The organism is Dactylosporangium aurantiacum, assembly GCF_000716715.1.
Classification (GTDB): Bacteria; Actinomycetota; Actinomycetes; order Mycobacteriales; family Micromonosporaceae; genus Dactylosporangium; species Dactylosporangium aurantiacum.
The window spans coordinates 151,310-167,302 of record NZ_JNYJ01000009.1 but is presented as its reverse complement, the minus strand read 5'-3'; the positions used below and the strand labels follow the sequence as shown (position 1 = coordinate 167,302).

Genomic DNA, 15,993 nt, shown 5'->3' with positions numbered 1-15,993 from the left:
TTCGCGACCACCTCCCCGCGAGATCACCGTGTGACGGCGGCACCTGCGGTGACGCTGTCAGCGGCGGCGGTATGCGGTGCGGTGGCGGCCGGGCGCAGGTCCCACTCGTCGTCGGGCGTGGCCAGGATGGCGCGGGCGGCCGCGACGCAGCCGGCGATCATCACGGCAAAGCCGATGACGTCGACAGCACGGGTGTCACTGACGACACCGGCAAGGTGGGCGACCGTTCCGACCGCGACCGCCGCGCCGGCCCAGGCGGCGACCGCCCGGCTGCGCCACAGCGCCACGCCCAACAGCACCATGCCGAGTTCGTGAGCGACGATGAAGATGAACAGGGACGCCGCGAACGCGGGACTCGCCGTGAACCTGTCCCAGATCGCCGGGTCGCCGCCCGCGCGGGCCAGCTCGTAGCCGAGGATGTCCTGCGCCGCGAGGAACGGCAGCATCACCCACCCGGCGAGGGCCAGGACGGCACCGGCCGCGGCCAGCACCGGCACCCGGCGTGCTGTCAGGCGGTACAGGCCCATGACGAGGAACGGCAGCAGCATCGCCGCGATCACGTCGAAGACGAACGTCACGCGGACGGCGCCGAGGTGATCGGCGAACGCCGGCACGACGCGGGCGGCCGTGTCGGCGTCGACGACCGGCGTGATCGTCCGGATCACGCCGACGGACACGGGTGCGGCGACCACGCAGAGCGCGATGGCGAACCGCCGGGCGCGACGCAGATCGACAGGCTGGGAACGCATGGCATGATCCTCTCCGCTGAAGCTCTTGAGGGTTCCAGCGTCCGGGCCCGGCGACGCCCGGCCCAGAGGACGGGTTCACGATCCGTCCGGGAGATCCGGCCGGGAATCCGTTCCCGGTCGATCGGGACTGTGATCCGATGTGGCGGCGGCCGGCCGTCGGTCACACTGTGCTCGTGTCGATGGCATGGACAGAACCGGACGTGGTGCCGCGTCCGGTGCGCGGCGAGGCCGCGCTCCGAGCGCTGGCGTGGGGGCTGCTGACCGTCACGCTCGCGGCGGTGACGGTCGCCGTCGTGACGCTGGTCGCCTCGGGACTGCCGTGGCGGACCCTCTTCCCGACGTATGCGGTCACCAACGCGTGGATGGCGCTCGCGTTCGCACCGTTCGGTGCGGTCGTCGCGCTGCGCCGGCCGAGTCTGGCGATCGGATGGCTGTTCGCCGCCTACGCGCTGTGCTACGGCGTCTCCGCGGCGATGCTGGGCCTGAGCCTGGAACGGTATGCGGCCGGTTCGCCCGACGCGACGAGCTCCGCGCTCGGCTGGATCGGGGCGTCCATCTGGACCCCGGCAATCACGTTGTGCCTGCCGCTGGCCATTCTGCTGTTTCCCGACGACCGGCTTCCCTCGCGGCGTTGGCGGCTGCTGGTGTACGGCTGCGCGGCGAACACGGTCGTGTGGCCGGTGGCGTGGGCGCTGGATCCCCGCCAGGTCCCGATCAACTTCTACGTCACCGAGCCGCCGGTGGTCCTGCACGGACGGGTCGGCGAAGCGGTCAACGCCGTGGACACGGCCGCGAACGTCAGCGTCAGCCTGGCGGTCCTCGCAGCGCTCGCGTCGATGACGATCCGCCGGCGACGCTCCACGGGCCGGCAACGGGACCAGCTGTCCTGGCTGCTCTGGGGGATCGGCGTCGCGGTGGTGCTGTTCGCCCCGACCGCCGCGAACGTCCAGACGGTGTGGAGCACGATGCTGCTGATCGGCATCATCGTGCTGCCGGCGGCAGCGGCGGTGGCCCTGCTGCGCTACCGGCTTTTCGACATCGACCTGGTCATCAACCGCACCTTCGTGTACGTGGCACTCACCGCGTCGCTGATCGGCGGGTATCTGCTGGTCGTGCAGGCGGTCGCCGCCGTGCTCGGCCGGGGCCTCGGCAGCTCGCTCGTCGCCACGGCCGTCGTCGCCACGGCGTTCGGCCCGGTCCGGCACTGGCTGCAGCGACGCGTCGACGTCCTGCTGTACGGGCTACGCAACGATCCCGTACATGCCCTGTCGAGCGTCGCGGCGTCGCTCGAAGGGCCCGAAGGGCACGAGCTGGAGGCCGCCGTCGCGGCTGTCCGCGACAGCCTCCGCCTGCCGCAGGTGCTGGTCGACGTCGACGGCCGGCGCATCGGCGAGGACCGCGGCCTCGGCGAGCCCGCCGGTGAGATCGTCCTGCGCTACCGCGGCCAGCCGGTGGGCCGGATGCGCTACTGGGCCCGCCGGGGCCAGGCGTCGCTGACCCGCGGCGACCATGCGGCGTTGCTGCTCGTGGCGGCGCCACTCGCCGCCGCCGTCCACATCGACGGGCTCGGCGCCGACCTGCGCCGTTCCCAGCAGCGACTGATCACCGCCCGGGCCGAGGAACGGCAGCGACTCTACCGCGACCTCCACGACGGCCTCGGGCCCCAACTGACGGCCGTGGCGCTCAAGGCGGACGCCGCCGGCAACCTCGTCACCGACGACCCGGACGCGGCCGGTCGGCTGATCGACCAGACCGCCGCCGAAGCGAGAACCGCCATCGGCGAGGTCCGCCGCATCGCCTACGACCTGCGCCCCGCCGACCTCGAGGACGTCGACCTGCCGACCGCGCTCGCCCACGAGGCGGCCCGGTTCACCCGCCGGCTCGACGGCCACCCGCTCGCCACGACCGTCGACGTGCCGGCCGACATGCCCCGGCTCGACCCGGCCGTGGAGGTCGCCGCCTACCGCATCACCGCCGAGGCGCTGACCAACGCGGCCCGCCACTCGACCGCGGCGAGCGTGACCGTCCGGCTGTCCATCGACAGCGTCGTCCGGCTCGACATCGTCGACGACGGCACCTCCGTGTCGGCCTCATGGCCGGACGGGTTCGGTCTCACCAGCATGCGGCGGCGGGCCGCCGAGCTCGGCGGCACGTTCGAGGCCCGGCCGACCCGTGAAGGCGGGCGCGTCGCCGTCACGCTCCCTCTCGCACTGGCGCGGGCGTCCTCGTGATCAGGCTCGTGGTGGCCGACGACCACCCGATCGTGCGCGAAGGGCTGATCGCCCTCATCGGCAGCGTTCCCGGCCTCTCGGTGGTCGCCGACGTCGACAGCGGCGTCGCCGCGGTGGCCGCGGCGCGCGAGCACCGCCCCGATGTCGTCCTCATGGACCTGCAGATGGCCGACAGCGGTATCGACGCCACCCGGGAGATCACCGCGACGATCCCGGAAACCAGGGTGCTCGTCCTCACGATGTTCGAGGACGACCGGTCCGTCCTCGCCGCCATGCTCGCCGGGGCCCGCGGCTACCTGATCAAGGGGGCGACCCAACGCGAGATCCGGCAGGCGATCGAGGCGGTCGCGTCCGGCGGTGTGCTGCTCTCCGCGTCCGTCGCCAACAGGATCGTCGCCCGGCTGTCGGCACCGCCGGCCCTGCCGGACGGCTCGACCACGCCCCCGGCGGACGGCAGGGCCGCCGCCGAGGCCTTTCCGGCGCTGACCCCGCGCGAACGTGAGGTGCTCGACCTCATCGCCGACGGCGCGAACAACGCCACGATCGCCGCGACGCTGCACCTGAGCGTCAAGACGGTGGCCAACCACGTCTCCAACATCCTGACGAAACTGCAGGCCGTCGACCGCAGCGAGGCGATCGTCCGCGCACGGCGCGCCGGTCTCGGCAAGCAATAGACATCTCTTCGAGGCGGTACGCATGCCAAGCACATACCTGTCCGACCGGCCACGGCTGGTGGCGATCCGAGCCGGCGCCCTGTTCGACGGCGTGTCCACGACACTCGTCCACGATCCGGTGCTGGTGCTCGACGGCCCGACCATCGTCAGGGTCGACCAGCCGACCGTGCCGGAGGGCGCGCAGGTGGTGGACCTGCCCGGCACGACCCTGCTGCCCGGGCTGATCGACACGCACGTCCACCTCGCGTTCGACGCCGGCCCCGACCCGGTCGCCGCCCTCGCCGCGCGGGACGACACCGCCGCACTCGCCGCGATGACCACCGCCGGCCGCACCGCCCTTCGCGCCGGGATCACCACGGTGCGTGACCTCGGCGACCGGGACTACCTCTCCCTGCGCCTCCGCGGCGCCCCCGACCTGCCCACGATCGTCACGGCCGGCCCACCGGTCACCACGCCGGCGGGGCACTGCCACTTCCTCGGCGGCGCGACCGGGCCGACGCCCGAGGCGCTGCGGGCAGCGGTGCGCGAACGTGCCGATCGGGGTGTGGACATCATCAAGGTGATGGCCAGCGGCGGCACCATGACACCGGGCACCCGCCAGGAGATCGCCCAGTTCACGCGAGAGCAGTTGACGGTGGTCGTCGACGAGGCGCACCGCCTCGGCCTGCCGGTCACCGCGCACGCGCACGGCACGAGCGCGATCCGTGCGGCCCTCGACGCCGGCGTGGACGGCATGGAGCACGTCTCGTTCTGGAGCGCCGACGGGGTGGACGACCCGGGCGACCTGCTCGGCCGCATGGTCGACAGCCGCGTGGTGGTGGGTATCACCGCCGGCGTCGCCCCGGCGCCCGGCGCCGTCCCGCCGCCGGTGGTAGCGATGCGGATGCCGCGCATCATCGCCAACACCCGGGCCATGCACGAGGCCGGCGCCCGGATGATCATCGGCACCGACGCGGGCATCGGGCCGGTGAAACCGCACGACGTGCTCCGGCACGCGCTGGCCCAGACGTCGAGGATCGGTCTCGACGCCGCGACGGCGCTGCGCCTGGCCACCTCGACGGCGGCCGAGGCGTGCGGCCTCGGCCACCGCAAGGGTCGCCTCGCGCCCGGCTTCGACGCGGACATCGTGGCCGTGCAGGGAAACCCGCTTCTCGACCTGGCCGCGCTGCAGCATGTCCGCGCGGTCTTCGCCCGCGGAGTCACAGTCGCGTCCACGTAGACCCGACGCCGGCCGCGGGTTCCCGGTCGTCGGTGGCGTCGTGGGGCGGACCACAGCGCGTACAGCATCCTAGGAGGCTAGCCGGGGATCTTCTCGGCAAATCGACTCCCGGCCCCGCCCGCGGTGGGATGATCAACATCATGCAGCCGGACGATGAGCCGCAGCGTCTGGCCGCTCTGCGGGAGACGGGGATCCTCGACACCGGCGCGGAGACGGACTTCGACGACATCGCCGCGCTCGCCGCGGACATCTGCGACACCCCGATCGCGATGGTGTCGATGGTCGACGCCGACCGGCAGTGGTTCAAGGCGCGGGTGGGGTGGGAGGCCCTCCAGGGCGGCCGCGACGACTCGTTCTGCGCAGACTTCGTGCGGGACCGGCACCTGCTGGAGGTCGACGACGCCGCCGTGGAGCAGCGGTACTCGACGCTGTCGGCCGTCGCCGAGCACGGCGTGCGGTTCTACGCCGGCGCGCCGATGCTGCTGCAGGACGGGCACGCGGCCGGCACCGTGTGCGTGATGGACCGCCGGCCGCGGCACCTCACCCTGCAGCAGCGGCGGGCGCTGCGGTCGCTGGCCCGGCACGCCGCCGCGCATCTGGAGCTGCGCCGGTACGCCCGCACCGTCGGCCACACCGCCGACCGGCTGCGCGAGCTCGACCGGCTCAAGGACTCGTTCCTGGCCAGCGTGAGCCACGAGCTGCGCACGCCGTTGACGTCGGTGCGCGGCTACATCGAGGTGCTCCTCGACGAGGACGAGGCCGCCGGCGACCCGGAGACGGTCCGCCGGTTCCTGGCCGTCATGCAGCGCAACGCCGACCGCCTGCTGCGCCTCATCGACGACCTGCTGCTCGTCGCCCGGCTGCACGAGACGGGGCTGCAGCTGGACGTCGTCGAGGTCGACCTGGCCGAGCTGGCCTACCAGGCGGCGCTGACGTCCCGGCCGATCGCCGAGCACAAGCAGCTCGCGCTCACCGTCGACGCCGGTGGGCCGGTGCCGGCGGCCGGCGACCCGGAGCGGCTCGGGCAGGCGCTCAACCACCTGCTGTTCAACGCGATCAAGTTCACCCCCGCCGGTGGGCGCATCACCGTCACCATCGGCGCCGACCCGGGCCCGACGCTGTCGATCGCGGACACCGGGATCGGCGTGCCCGCCGAGGACCTGCCGCACGTCTTCGACCGGTTCCACCGCAGCAGCGCCGCGGACCACCTCGCCGCCCAGGGCGCCGGGCTGGGCCTCACCATCGTCAAGGCGATCATCGACGCCCACCGCGGCGACATCACCGTCGCCAGCACGCCCGGGGAGGGCACCACCGTCCGGCTGACCCTGCCGCTCGCGCCTCAGCCGGCAGCCGGAGCGGTGAGGTCGCCGACGGCCTCGGCGTAGTACGCGCTGCCGACGTGGAACGCGACCTGCCGCAGCGTCCAGGCGCCGCCCTCGGCCCGGTCGAGCCGCCGCGCGTCGAGGGCACCGAGGCGCAGGGCCCAGATCCGGGCGAGCCGGGTCAGCCGGCTGCGCGCCTCGTCGAGGTCGGCCGCCGTGAACGGGGCCAGATCAGCGGGCGTGTTGATCGCCGAGGCGTGCCAGTGGTCCGGTGGCGGCACCTGCCCGGCGAGGCGCGCCTCCAGCTCCGCGAGGTGGTCCACGAGGTGGTCGGCGAGCCGCCGGACCGCCTTGTGCGGGGTGTACACGCGGTCGCCGGCGGCGATCGGCCGGCCGTCCCAGGCGGTCCACGTCTGCGCCAGCCTGAGCGCTTCGGTAACGGCGGCCTCGATGACGGCCGCGGGGTCCCGGTCGTCGGTGGCGGGGATGTCGTCGCTCATGCGCCGAGGCTAGGGGGCGCACCGTTCGCCGCCGGCCGAACGGTCAGGCGAAGCGGATGTGCACCGGGCTGACCGGGTCGCGCTGCGGTGCCGACGCGAACGCGGCGAGGGCGGCCCGCACGACGCCCAGCGTGTCGGCGCCGACGAGGTCCACCCAGTGCTGCTCCGCGGCGGCGCCCGCGGCCCGCATCGCGGCGACGGCGCGGTCGCCCTCGCCGGTCAGCTCCAGCCGGCGCACCCGGGCGTCGCCCGCGGTGGCGGCCTGGCGGGCGAGGAGCCCCTCGGTGTGCAGGGTGGCGCAGATCTTGCTGATCGCCTGGGTGGTCATGCCGAGCCGGTCCGCGAGCCGGGTGACGGTGTCGACGCCGTCGCCGATGAACAGCACCGTCAGCGACTGCGACGGGGTCAGGTGGCCGTAGCCGACAGTGGCCAGCTCGCCGACGACGGTGCGCACCAGCCGCTCGCAGCAGATCGCCAGCAGCATGCCCAGATCAGGCTCGGCGGGTGGTTGCGGGCTCATGCCGACGACCTTACCGGCCTTGACTATGTAACTCGGTTACGTATCTAATCTACGTAACTGAGTTACTAATAGGAGGAGCCATGCTGGTCCAGGCCGACCGGGTCGGGTTCGCCGACGCCACCGGCGCCGAGGTCACCGTCGCGCAGCTACGCGGCGGCGCCCGGGGCGTCGTGCTCTACTTCATGCGGGCCGCGAGCTGCCCGGTCTGCCTGCGGCACGCGCGGGCCCTCGCCGCGCTGCGGCTCGCCGACCGTGACGTGACCCCGGTCGTCGTCGTGCCGGGCGGCGCCGCCGAGGCCGCCCGGGTGCGCCGCGCCGCCGGCGACGTCCGCGTGGTGTCGTCCACCGGCGCCGGGGCGCACCACGCCGTCGGGCTGACCAGGACGCTGCTGCTGCAGCACAGCGGCACCCTGCTCGTGGACGCCGCCGGCGACGTGCGGTACCGGCTCGGCGCGACCCTGCCCACGGGCAGCTTCGACGCCGCCGCGCTCAACGCCGCCGTCGCCGCGCTGTGAACGTCACCCGGTGCGCAGCCGCAGGCTCGTGTACCCCTTCAGGCTCAGGCTGTCGCGCCGCTGCGCCTGCCCGGTGAGCGCCAGGGACGGGAAGCGCCGGGCGAGGGCGGGCAGCGCGATCTGCGCCTCCAGCCGGGCCAGCGGCGCGCCCAGGCAGTAGTGGATGCCGCCGCCGAAGGACAGCGGCGCGTTGTCGGCGCGGTCCAGGCGCAGCGCGCCCGGGTCGGGGAAGCGGGCCGGGTCGTGGTTGCCGGCGCCGAGGTACGCCACGACCCGCTCCCCCTCCCCGACGGTGACCCCGCCGAGCTCCAGCGGCGCGGTGACCACCCGGCTGCTGAGCTGCACCGGGCTGTCGTAGCGCAGCAGCTCCTCGACCGCCGGCTGGGCGAGGTCGGGGCGCCGGCCGAGCAGCGCGTACTGCTCCGGGTGGTGCAGCAGGGCCACGACACCGTTGGCGAGCAGGTTGGTGGTGGTCTCGAAACCGGCCGCGAACAGCAGCGCCGCGTTGCTGAGGACCTCCTCGTCGGTGAGCCGGTCGTCGGCCGCCTGCGCCTGCACGAGGGCGCTGAGCAGGTCGTCGGTGGGCCGCTGGCGGCGCTGCTCGACCAGGCCGGCGAGGTGGTCGCGGATGGCGGCGGCGGCCGGGTCGGCCCGCGCCAGCACGTCCGGGGTGATCACCTCGAGGACCTGGGTCCAGTCGCGCACCAGGGTCTGGAAGCCGGCGCGCTCCTGCGCCGGTACGCCGAGCAGCTCACCGATCACGTTGACCGGCAGCGGGAACGCGAACGCCTCGACGAAGTCGACCTCGTCGTGGCCGTCCATGCCGTCGAGCAGGTCCTGCACCATCCGTTCGATCGCCGGGCGCAGCGCCTCGACCCGCCGCGGGGTGAACGCGGAGCTCACCAGCCGCCGCAGCCGCGTGTGGTCCGGCGGGTTGAGCGTCAGCATGCTGGTGAACAGCTGGTGCAGCGCCGGGTGCTCGCGCCAGTCGGGGAAGCCGACGAAGGCCAGCATGTCGGCGGGCAGGTGCTGCAGGCGCGGGTCGCGCACGACCGTCGCGCAGTCGCCGTAGCCGGTCACCACGAGGGCACCGTCGTCGGCGCGCACGACCGGCGAGATCTCCCGCAGGCGGGCGTAGCGCGGGTACGGGTCGGCCCGGCCCGGCATCCGGGTCAGCTCGTCGAGCAGGGCCAGCACTTCCGGGTTCTGCACGATGTCGGGCATTCGCCCACTTTAGGCGGGCGTCACGGCGGCGCCGACCCGCGCAGGTCGGCGGCCCGGGCCGCCTCCGGCGGCATCCGCAGCCGCTCGGCGTCCCGCGCGGCGCGGGACCAGGCCCGGCGGGCGGCCCGGGTCCGCCCGCGCAGCGCGAGGTGCCGGCCCAGCACGAGCAGCGCCCTGGGGCCGGCCATCGGGTACCTGCGGGCGTACCGGCGCAACCGCCGCACCGCGGTGGCCTCGACCCGGCGCAGCTCGGCGGGCACGTCGCCGCCGTCGTCGAGCAGGGCCTGGCACACCTCGGCGACGCCGGCGTGGGCGTCCAGGCCGTACTGCGCCCGCGCCGGTCGCGGGCCGAGGAGCCGGTCGGCGGTGCGCACCGCCTGCCACGCCTGCTCACGCCGGCCGGCGGCCAGGTGCGCCCGGGCGGCGGCCGTGTGGCACCGGGCGGCGTCGACCGTCGCCGCGTGCGGCAGCAGCGCGGACGCCTCCAGCAGCCACCCGTCGAGCGCGGGGTCGGCCGGGTCGGCGCGCAGGGTCGCCTCGATGAGCAGCAGCAGGCCCCACAGGTGCACGACCGGGTCGCGGCGCTCGCGCCCGGCCGCCACGCACTCGGCCGCGGCGGCGACCGCCTCGGCGTGCCGGCCGGTGAGGTGCTGGGCCACGCCGGCGACCAGGCGGACGTCGTCGGCCCAGCGGTGCAGCGGCGCGGCGGGCCGCGCCAGGGCCCGGGCGGCGGCCGCGTCGACCGCGGCCCAGTCGGCGACCCCGGTCCAGTGCAGGCCGCCGACGATGCCGAGCCAGCAGGCGACGACGGGTTCGCCGCGCCGCTCGGCGGTGGCGACGGCGAGGGCGAGGTGGCGGCGGGCGAGACGGCGCAGCCCGAGGCTGCCGACGATCATGCCGTGGCCGGCGCGGATCAGCGCGGTCAGGTCCGCGTCGCCGGACCGTTCGACGTCGTTGAGCCCCAGCAGCGAGACGGGCAGCATCAGCCGGTGCTCGTCGAGGACCCAGTACACCTCGTTGATCGCGAAACACGTGGCGGCGCGCTCCTGGTGGACCTCGCGGCGGCGCCCGCCGGCCGGGGCGGGGGTGCCGGGGCGCAGGCGGCGGGCGAACTGCACCACGAGCATCGCGAGCAGGCCCCCGCCCGAGCCGGGGACCGGGGCACCGAGGACGGCCAGCGCCCGTTCGAACTCCTGCCGGGCGGCGCCCGCCTCGCCGAGCTGCTGGTGGGCCTCGCCGAGCAGCCGGTGCCAGCGGCCGCGGTACAGCTCCGGCACGTCCGGCCGGCGCAGGGCGGTGCCGATGACCGCCTGCGCCTCGCGGAACCAGCCGGCCCGCCGGTACACGATCCACACGCGCCGCAGGTGGGCGTCGAGCGCGTCGGGGTCGGCGGTGGCGGTGAACCACTCGCCGGCGGCGCGCAGGTTCGCCGCGTCCAGCGCGGGCACGCCGGCCGGCTCGGCGGTGAGCAGCGCGTCGTAGTGCACGGCGTGGCGGCGGCGGGTCTCCGCCTCCTCGGCGGGGTCCTCGGCGAGCCGTCCGGCGGCGTACTGGCGCAGCAGCTCGTGCATCGCGTACCGCCCGTCGGGCCCGGCGGTGATCAGTGACTGGTCGATGAGGCCGGCGAGCAGCGGCAGGCCGGCGTCCGCCACGGCCTCGGCGGCGGCCAGGTCGAAGCCGTGCTGCACCGACAGCCGGCGCAGGGCGCGGCGTTCCTCCTCGGTGAGCAGCCGCATGGACGCGTCGATCACCGAGCGGATGCTGCGGTGCCGTGGCTCCACGTCGGGTGCGCCGGTCTCCAGCAGTTCGAGGCCGTGGGCGAGCCGGTCGGCGATGACGCCGGGGGCGGCGGAGCGGACCCAGCGGGCGGCCAGCTCGATCGCCAGGGGCAGGCCGGCGACCAGGCGGCAGATCCGGGCGATGCCCTCGACGTCGGCCTCGACGCCCGGGCGCAGCAGCCGCGCCCGCTCCTGGAACAGCTGCACGGCCGCATAGCCGGCCGCCGCGCCGCCCGCACCGGCCGGCGGGAACGGCAGGCCGGGCACCTCGACGAGCCACTCCACGCCGAGGCCGAGCGGGCGGCGCGAGGTCGCCAGCAGCTGCACGCCCGGGGCCCGGCGCAGCAGCGCCGCGATCGGGGCGGCGGCACCGGGCAGGTGCTCCAGGTTGTCCAGCACCAGCAGCAGCTCCCGCCCGCGGACGTGGTCGACGAGCAGGTCCAGCGGGTCGCGCGGCACGGTGAGGCCGACGCCGAACGCGGCGGCGAGGCCGGCGACCACGACGTCGGCGTCAGTGCCGGTGCCGGCGCCGAGGCCGGCGAACGACACGAACACCACGCCGTGGCGGCGGCGGTCCCGCCGGGCGTCGGCGAGCTCGACGGCGAGGCGGGTCTTGCCGACGCCGCCCGGCCCGATCAGCGTCGCCAGGCGGCACGCGGGGTCGTCGAGGAGCCGGTGCAGCCGGGCCAGCTCGGCGGCCCGGCCGATGAGCGCGGTCAGCGGCCTGGGCGGTGCGGGAGCCGGCGGTTGCGGGGGCACCGGTGGCGGCGCCTCGGCGGCACCGGCGATCTCGTCGCGCAGGGCGGTCGTCGCCGCCGACGGGTCGACCCCGAGTTCCTCACCGAGCAGGTACCGGCAGGTCTCGTACTGGGCGACGGCGGCGGCACGCTGCCCACCGGCGGCGAGGAACCACATCAGGGTGCGGTGCGCCTCCTCGTGCAGCCGGTCGACGTCGAGCATGCGGCGGGCGGCCTCGACACCGGCGGCCGGGTCGGCCCGGTCGCGGGCCTGCCGGACGGCGCGGTCCAGCAGCGCCAGCATGTCGGTGCGGGCCTCGGCCCGGCGCGCGGCCACCCAGTCGTCGAACAGCGCGGCGCCCGGCACGTCGAAACCATGCAGGAACTCGCCCCGGCACAGCCGCACCGCGGCGTCGTCGAGCCCCGGTGCGGTGACCGCCCGGGCGACCTCGACCGCGTCGACCCACACGCCGGTGACCGCGACGCGCTGCCTGGTCACGTCGAGGTGGTCGGGCACGACCCGGCGCAGCTTGGTCAGCACCAGGCGCAGGTTGGCCCGGGCGGTCGCCTCCGGCAGGTCGCTCCACAGCAGCCCGGCGAGGGCCGAGCGGGGGTGCGCGGTGCCGGTCACGGACAGGTAGATCAGCAGCGCCGACGCCTTGACCGAGGCGAGGTCCGTCAGTGGGTGCCCGCCCAGGGCGAGGTCGGCGCGGCCGAGCACGTGCACCGTGAGCCGTCGCTCCGTCATCGCCACCCGCCGTCGTCGCACAGCACCATATCGCGTGCGACGCCCCGCACACGATGGGGAAACGTCGCGCACACGCTCCGCCGCCTACGGTCCCCGCACCGCACCGAGGACCCGAGTCGAAGGAGCCACCATGTCAGCCGTCCCTACCGTGCCCGCCGGACCGCCCGAGGTCGAGGTCGCCGCCGTGCACCAGCTCGTCCTGCGGCACGCCGCCCGGCTCGCCGGCAAGCCGGCCCTGCTGGACGCCGCCACCGGCGACGTGATCACCTACGCCGCGCTCGCCCGCGGGGTCGAGCGGGTCGCCGCCGCGCTGGCCGCGCGCGGCTTCGGGCCGGGTGACGTCCTGGCCGTGCACAGCACGAACCGGCCGGACTACGCCCTGGCCGTGTACGGCGCGATGGCCGCCGGCGGCACCGCCACCGGCTCCGACCCGTCGCTGACCGTCGCGGAGCTGGCCACCCGGCTCGCCGACGCCGGCGCGCGGCTGCTGGTCACCGAGGCGCCGCTGCTGGAGCCGGCCGCCGAGGCGGCGCGGCGCGCGGGCGTCGAGGAGGTGCTGGTGTTCGGGGGCACGTTCGGCGCCCTGGTCGAGCACGACCACCCGCCGGCGACCGCCGTCGCCGGCCAGGACCGGGCCGTCGCCGCGCTGCCGTACTCCAGCGGCACCAGCGGCCTGGCGAAGGGGGTCGAGCTGACCCACGCCGCCGTGGTCGCCAACGTGCGGCAGGCCCTGGCGGTGCTCGACTTCACCGAGGACGACGTCGTGCTCGCGGTCGCGCCGTTCTGCCACGTGATCGGGCTCAACCTGCTGATGACGGGTGGTCTGGCGGCCGGGGCGACCGTGGTGACCCTGCCCCGCTTCGACCTCGAGCCGTTCCTGCGCGCGATCCAGGACCGGCGGGTGACCCTGACGATCGTGGTGCCGCCGGTGGTCCGGGCGCTGGCCGGGCACCCGCTCGTCGACCGCTTCGACCTGTCGTCGCTGCGCAACGTCGGGGTCGGCGCGGCACCGTTGGACGCCGCCACCGAGCAGCGCTGCGCGCAGCGGCTCGGGTGCGGCGTCAGCCAGGGGCTGGGCATGACCGAGACCACCGCCCTCATCGCCGTCGGCGACCCGCGGGCGCCGCGGCGCGGGTCGGTCGGCCGGCCGCTGCCCGGCACCGAGGTCCGCGTCGTCGACCCGGGCACCGGCGCCGACCTCGGCCCCGGCCGCACCGGTGAGCTGTGGGTCCGCGGCCCGCAGCTGATGCGCGGCTACCGCGGCCGGCCGCAGGAGACCGCGGCGACCCTCGACGCCGACGGCTGGCTGCACACCGGCGACCTGGGGCACGTCGACGACGACGGCCACGTGTACGTCGTCGACCGGCTCAAGGAGCTGATCAAGTACCGCGGCCAGCAGGTGCCGCCGGCCGAGCTGGAGCAGCTGCTGTGCACGCACCCGGCGGTCGCCGACGCCGTCGTGGTCCCCCGGCCCGACCCGGACGCCGGTGAGGTGCCGGTCGCCCACGTGGTGCTGCGCTCGCCCGTGGACGCCGAGGAGCTGCTGCGGTACGTGGCGGAGCGGGTCGCCCCGTTCAAGCGGCTCGCCGCCGTCACCGTCATCCCGGCCGTCCCCCGCTCGCCCACGGGCAAGCCGCTGCGCCGGCTGCTCGCCGAGGCCGAACGGGCACCGCGGTGACCGGCGGGGCGCGCGCCTGGGTGGTCAGCCTCGCCGCGACGGTCGCGTCGGCGTACGCGCTGGACGCCACGGCGACGGCGGCCGGGGTGGCGGTGGTCGCCTCCGGCGTCCTCGGCGACCTCGGCCCCCGGTGGGCGCTGGCGGTGCTCGCCGGCAGCTACGCGGTCTGGGCCTGGGGCCTTCGGTCGAACCTGCGCGCCAACCAGGCGCTGCTCACGGCGACCGGGACCAGCACGAACGTGCTGTCGAAGGCGGCGCACGACCTCGCGCGCCGCCACCGCACCGGCCCGCGGGCGGCGCGGGTCGCGGCCGCCGCCGGGTACACCGCGACCGAGGTCGCCAAGGAGGTCCCCTACTACGCGGGTGCCTTCGGCGCGGCGGCGCTCACCGACCCGGTCACCGCCACCGGGGCGATGCTGTTCCTGGCCGGGGCGAACCTCGGCGCCGCCGGCTACGAGTACGGCCTGGCCCGCCTCACCCGGGCGTTCCTGCGGCGGCGCCGGTACGCGTCGTTCGACACGGACTGGGACCCGGCGGCGTACCTAAACGGCTACTACCGCACGGTCGAGCCGGACGAGGTCGCCACCATCGCGTTCCTGGTCGACGCGCTGCGCGGCGCCGAGCGCGACCGGCCGGTGCTGTTCTTCGGCGTCGGGCCGACCCTGCACCACGTGTTCGCGGCCGCCGAGACCGCCTCCGAGCTGCACCTCGGCGACTACCTGCCGGGGAACCTGGCGCAGATCCGGCGGTGGCTGGACCGGGACCCGCGCGCCCACGACTGGCGGCCGTTCGTCCGGTACACCCTGCGCTGCGAGGGCGACGCCGAGCCGACCGACGAGGAGGTCACCGCGCGGGAGGAGCTCACCCGCAAGAAGATCACCGACCTGGTCGAGGTCGACGCGGCGCGGCCCCGTCCCCTGCCGTCGCGGTACGCGACCGTGGTCAGCGCCTACTGCGCCGACTCCGCGACCGCCGACCGCGCGACCTGGGCACGGTTCATGCGGCACATCGGCGGGCTCGTCGAGCCCGGCGGGCTGTTCGTGACCGCGGCGCTGCGCCGCTGCCGCGGCTACACCGTCGCCGGACGGTCGTTTCCGAGCGCCGACGTCGACGAGCACGACCTGCGGGCGGTCCTGCGCCCCGACTTCGCGCCCCCGGCGATCGAGGTCCGGCAGGTGCCCCAGCAGGCGGCGCACGGCTACGGCGGCATCGTGCTGTGCCACGCCCGACGGCGCACCGACCCGGCCGCGGACTGACGCGGGCTGAACGGCCGTCAGCGCGGCGCGGCACCGCCGTCGACGTCCAGGGTGGTGCCGGTGACGAACGCCGCCTCGGCCGAGGCGAGATAGACGGCGGCGGCGGCGACCTCGGCCGCGGTGCCGCCCCGACCGACCGGCAGGGCGGCGACGGTCGCCGCGCGGCGCTGCGGGGTGCTGAAGGTCGCGTGGAAGTCGGTGTCGCCGATGTACCCCGGGGCGAGCGCGTTGACGGTGATGCGGTCCGGTGCCAGCTCCTTCGCCAGGCCCTTGGTGAGGCCGATGACGCCGGCCTTCGCCGCGGCGTACGCGACCGCGCCGGGGCCGCCGCCGTTGTGCGCGGCCAGCGACGCCATCGTGATGATCCGGCCCGACCCGGCGGCGCGCAGGGCGGGCAGCGCCGCGCGGACGGTGCGGAACGTGGCGGTGAGGTTCACGTCGGTGACCCGCGCGAAGTGCTCGTCGCTCATCTCCCCCACGGCGACCCGGCCGACCAGGTGCCCGGCGTTGCACACGAGGACGTCCAGGCCGCCGAGGTGCCCGGTGGCCTCGGCGAGGAGCCGGTCGACCTGCCCGGTGTCGGTCACGTCGGCCGGCAGCGCCACCGCCCGGCGGCCCAGGGCGGCGATGCGGTCCACCACGGCGGCGGCCCGGCCGGCCGAGTGCCCGTAGTGGACGACGACGTCGGCGCCGTGCTCGGCGAGCGCCACCGCGATCGCCGCGCCGATGCCGTGCCCGGCGCCGGTGACCAGCGCCCGCCGGCCCGTCAGGTCGAACATGCCGCCACCTTCACGTCCCGTCCCCGCGGCCGGCGGGAACCGGCCGGCTCTGCTGTGATTCTC

General features: G+C 75.6%; 13 protein-coding genes. 7 read left to right on the top strand and 6 right to left on the bottom strand.

Features of this window, described 5'->3' with window-relative positions; genetic code table 11:
* Window positions 1-23: 23 nt before the first annotated feature.
* Complete coding sequence (locus tag OP18_RS13120) at window positions 24-749, bottom strand: hypothetical protein (protein ID WP_033359098.1); 726 nt, start codon at window positions 747-749, stop codon at window positions 24-26.
* A gap of 179 nt (window positions 750-928) precedes the next feature.
* Here OP18_RS13120 and OP18_RS13115 point away from each other — a divergent pair, with 179 nt between their 5' ends.
* The 4 genes from OP18_RS13115 (at window position 929) to OP18_RS13100 (ending at window position 6,258) form a co-directional block, all read left to right on the top strand.
* Window positions 929-2,980, top strand: a complete 2,052-nt coding sequence (locus OP18_RS13115) for a sensor histidine kinase (protein ID WP_162189788.1) — start codon at window positions 929-931, stop codon at window positions 2,978-2,980.
* A complete protein-coding gene (locus tag OP18_RS13110; RefSeq protein ID WP_211273524.1) occupies window positions 2,977-3,654 on the top strand; it encodes a response regulator in 678 nt (225 codons plus the stop codon). Before OP18_RS13115 ends, OP18_RS13110 begins: the two co-directional genes overlap by 4 nt.
* Window positions 3,655-3,676: 22 nt before the next feature.
* Window positions 3,677-4,873 (top strand): amidohydrolase family protein, encoded by a 1,197-nt coding sequence (locus tag OP18_RS13105; RefSeq protein WP_052386647.1) that lies wholly within the window; start codon window positions 3,677-3,679, stop codon window positions 4,871-4,873.
* 140 nt (window positions 4,874-5,013) lie between these two features.
* Window positions 5,014-6,258: an ATP-binding protein gene (locus OP18_RS13100; RefSeq protein WP_052386674.1), complete on the top strand. Its 1,245-nt coding sequence runs from the start codon at window positions 5,014-5,016 to the stop codon at window positions 6,256-6,258.
* Here OP18_RS13100 and OP18_RS13095 read toward each other — a convergent pair.
* Window positions 6,213-6,695, bottom strand: coding sequence for a hypothetical protein (locus OP18_RS13095; RefSeq protein WP_033359096.1), 483 nt, complete (start codon window positions 6,693-6,695; stop codon window positions 6,213-6,215). The genes OP18_RS13100 and OP18_RS13095 overlap by 46 nt on opposite strands.
* A gap of 43 nt (window positions 6,696-6,738) precedes the next feature.
* The gene (locus OP18_RS52400) at window positions 6,739-7,215 is read right to left on the bottom strand and encodes a MarR family winged helix-turn-helix transcriptional regulator (RefSeq protein ID WP_081970703.1); all 477 of its coding nucleotides are present in this window, start codon (window positions 7,213-7,215) and stop codon (window positions 6,739-6,741) included.
* An 80-nt stretch (window positions 7,216-7,295) separates the two neighbouring features.
* Between OP18_RS52400 and OP18_RS13085 the strand changes: the two genes are divergently transcribed.
* Entirely contained in the window at window positions 7,296-7,730 is a 435-nt protein-coding gene (locus OP18_RS13085; protein WP_052386645.1) for a redoxin domain-containing protein, read from the top strand.
* Window positions 7,731-7,733: 3 nt separating this feature from the next.
* On the opposite strand, the gene OP18_RS13080 is transcribed toward OP18_RS13085, so the two are convergent.
* Both OP18_RS13080 and OP18_RS52395 read right to left on the bottom strand, forming a co-directional pair.
* Window positions 7,734-8,897, bottom strand: a complete 1,164-nt coding sequence (locus OP18_RS13080) for a cytochrome P450 (protein WP_389253977.1) — start codon at window positions 8,895-8,897, stop codon at window positions 7,734-7,736.
* Window positions 8,898-8,974: 77 nt separating this feature from the next.
* Window positions 8,975-12,217 (bottom strand): ATP-binding protein, encoded by a 3,243-nt coding sequence (locus OP18_RS52395; protein WP_156089487.1) that lies wholly within the window; start codon window positions 12,215-12,217, stop codon window positions 8,975-8,977.
* Between the two features lie 130 nt (window positions 12,218-12,347).
* Between OP18_RS52395 and OP18_RS13070 the strand changes: the two genes are divergently transcribed.
* On the top strand, window positions 12,348-13,895 hold the full coding sequence (locus OP18_RS13070) for an AMP-binding protein (protein ID WP_033359095.1): 1,548 nt from the start codon (window positions 12,348-12,350) through the stop codon (window positions 13,893-13,895).
* A complete protein-coding gene (gene gntF / locus OP18_RS61810; protein ID WP_033359094.1) occupies window positions 13,892-15,151 on the top strand; it encodes a guanitoxin biosynthesis pre-guanitoxin forming N-methyltransferase GntF in 1,260 nt (419 codons plus the stop codon). The genes OP18_RS13070 and gntF overlap by 4 nt, the downstream gene beginning before the upstream one ends.
* A 17-nt stretch (window positions 15,152-15,168) precedes the next feature.
* Here the strand turns inward: gntF and OP18_RS13060 are convergent, their stop codons facing one another.
* A complete protein-coding gene (locus OP18_RS13060; protein WP_033359093.1) occupies window positions 15,169-15,930 on the bottom strand; it encodes an SDR family NAD(P)-dependent oxidoreductase in 762 nt (253 codons plus the stop codon).
* Window positions 15,931-15,993: the final 63 nt, after the last annotated feature.

Coding starts and splice junctions, on each gene's coding strand:
- OP18_RS13120 (WP_033359098.1), bottom strand. CDS start 749: ATGCGTTCCCAGCCTGTCGATCTGCGTCGCGCCCGGCGGTTCGCCATC.
- OP18_RS13115 (WP_162189788.1), top strand. CDS start 929: ATGGCATGGACAGAACCGGACGTGGTGCCGCGTCCGGTGCGCGGCGAG.
- OP18_RS13105 (WP_052386647.1), top strand. CDS start 3,677: ATGCCAAGCACATACCTGTCCGACCGGCCACGGCTGGTGGCGATCCGA.
- OP18_RS13100 (WP_052386674.1), top strand. CDS start 5,014: ATGCAGCCGGACGATGAGCCGCAGCGTCTGGCCGCTCTGCGGGAGACG.
- OP18_RS13095 (WP_033359096.1), bottom strand. CDS start 6,695: ATGAGCGACGACATCCCCGCCACCGACGACCGGGACCCCGCGGCCGTC.
- OP18_RS52400 (WP_081970703.1), bottom strand. CDS start 7,215: ATGAGCCCGCAACCACCCGCCGAGCCTGATCTGGGCATGCTGCTGGCG.
- OP18_RS13085 (WP_052386645.1), top strand. CDS start 7,296: ATGCTGGTCCAGGCCGACCGGGTCGGGTTCGCCGACGCCACCGGCGCC.
- OP18_RS13080 (WP_389253977.1), bottom strand. CDS start 8,897: ATGCCGGGCCGGGCCGACCCGTACCCGCGCTACGCCCGCCTGCGGGAG.
- OP18_RS52395 (WP_156089487.1), bottom strand. CDS start 12,217: ATGACGGAGCGACGGCTCACGGTGCACGTGCTCGGCCGCGCCGACCTC.
- OP18_RS13070 (WP_033359095.1), top strand. CDS start 12,348: ATGTCAGCCGTCCCTACCGTGCCCGCCGGACCGCCCGAGGTCGAGGTC.
- OP18_RS13060 (WP_033359093.1), bottom strand. CDS start 15,930: ATGTTCGACCTGACGGGCCGGCGGGCGCTGGTCACCGGCGCCGGGCAC.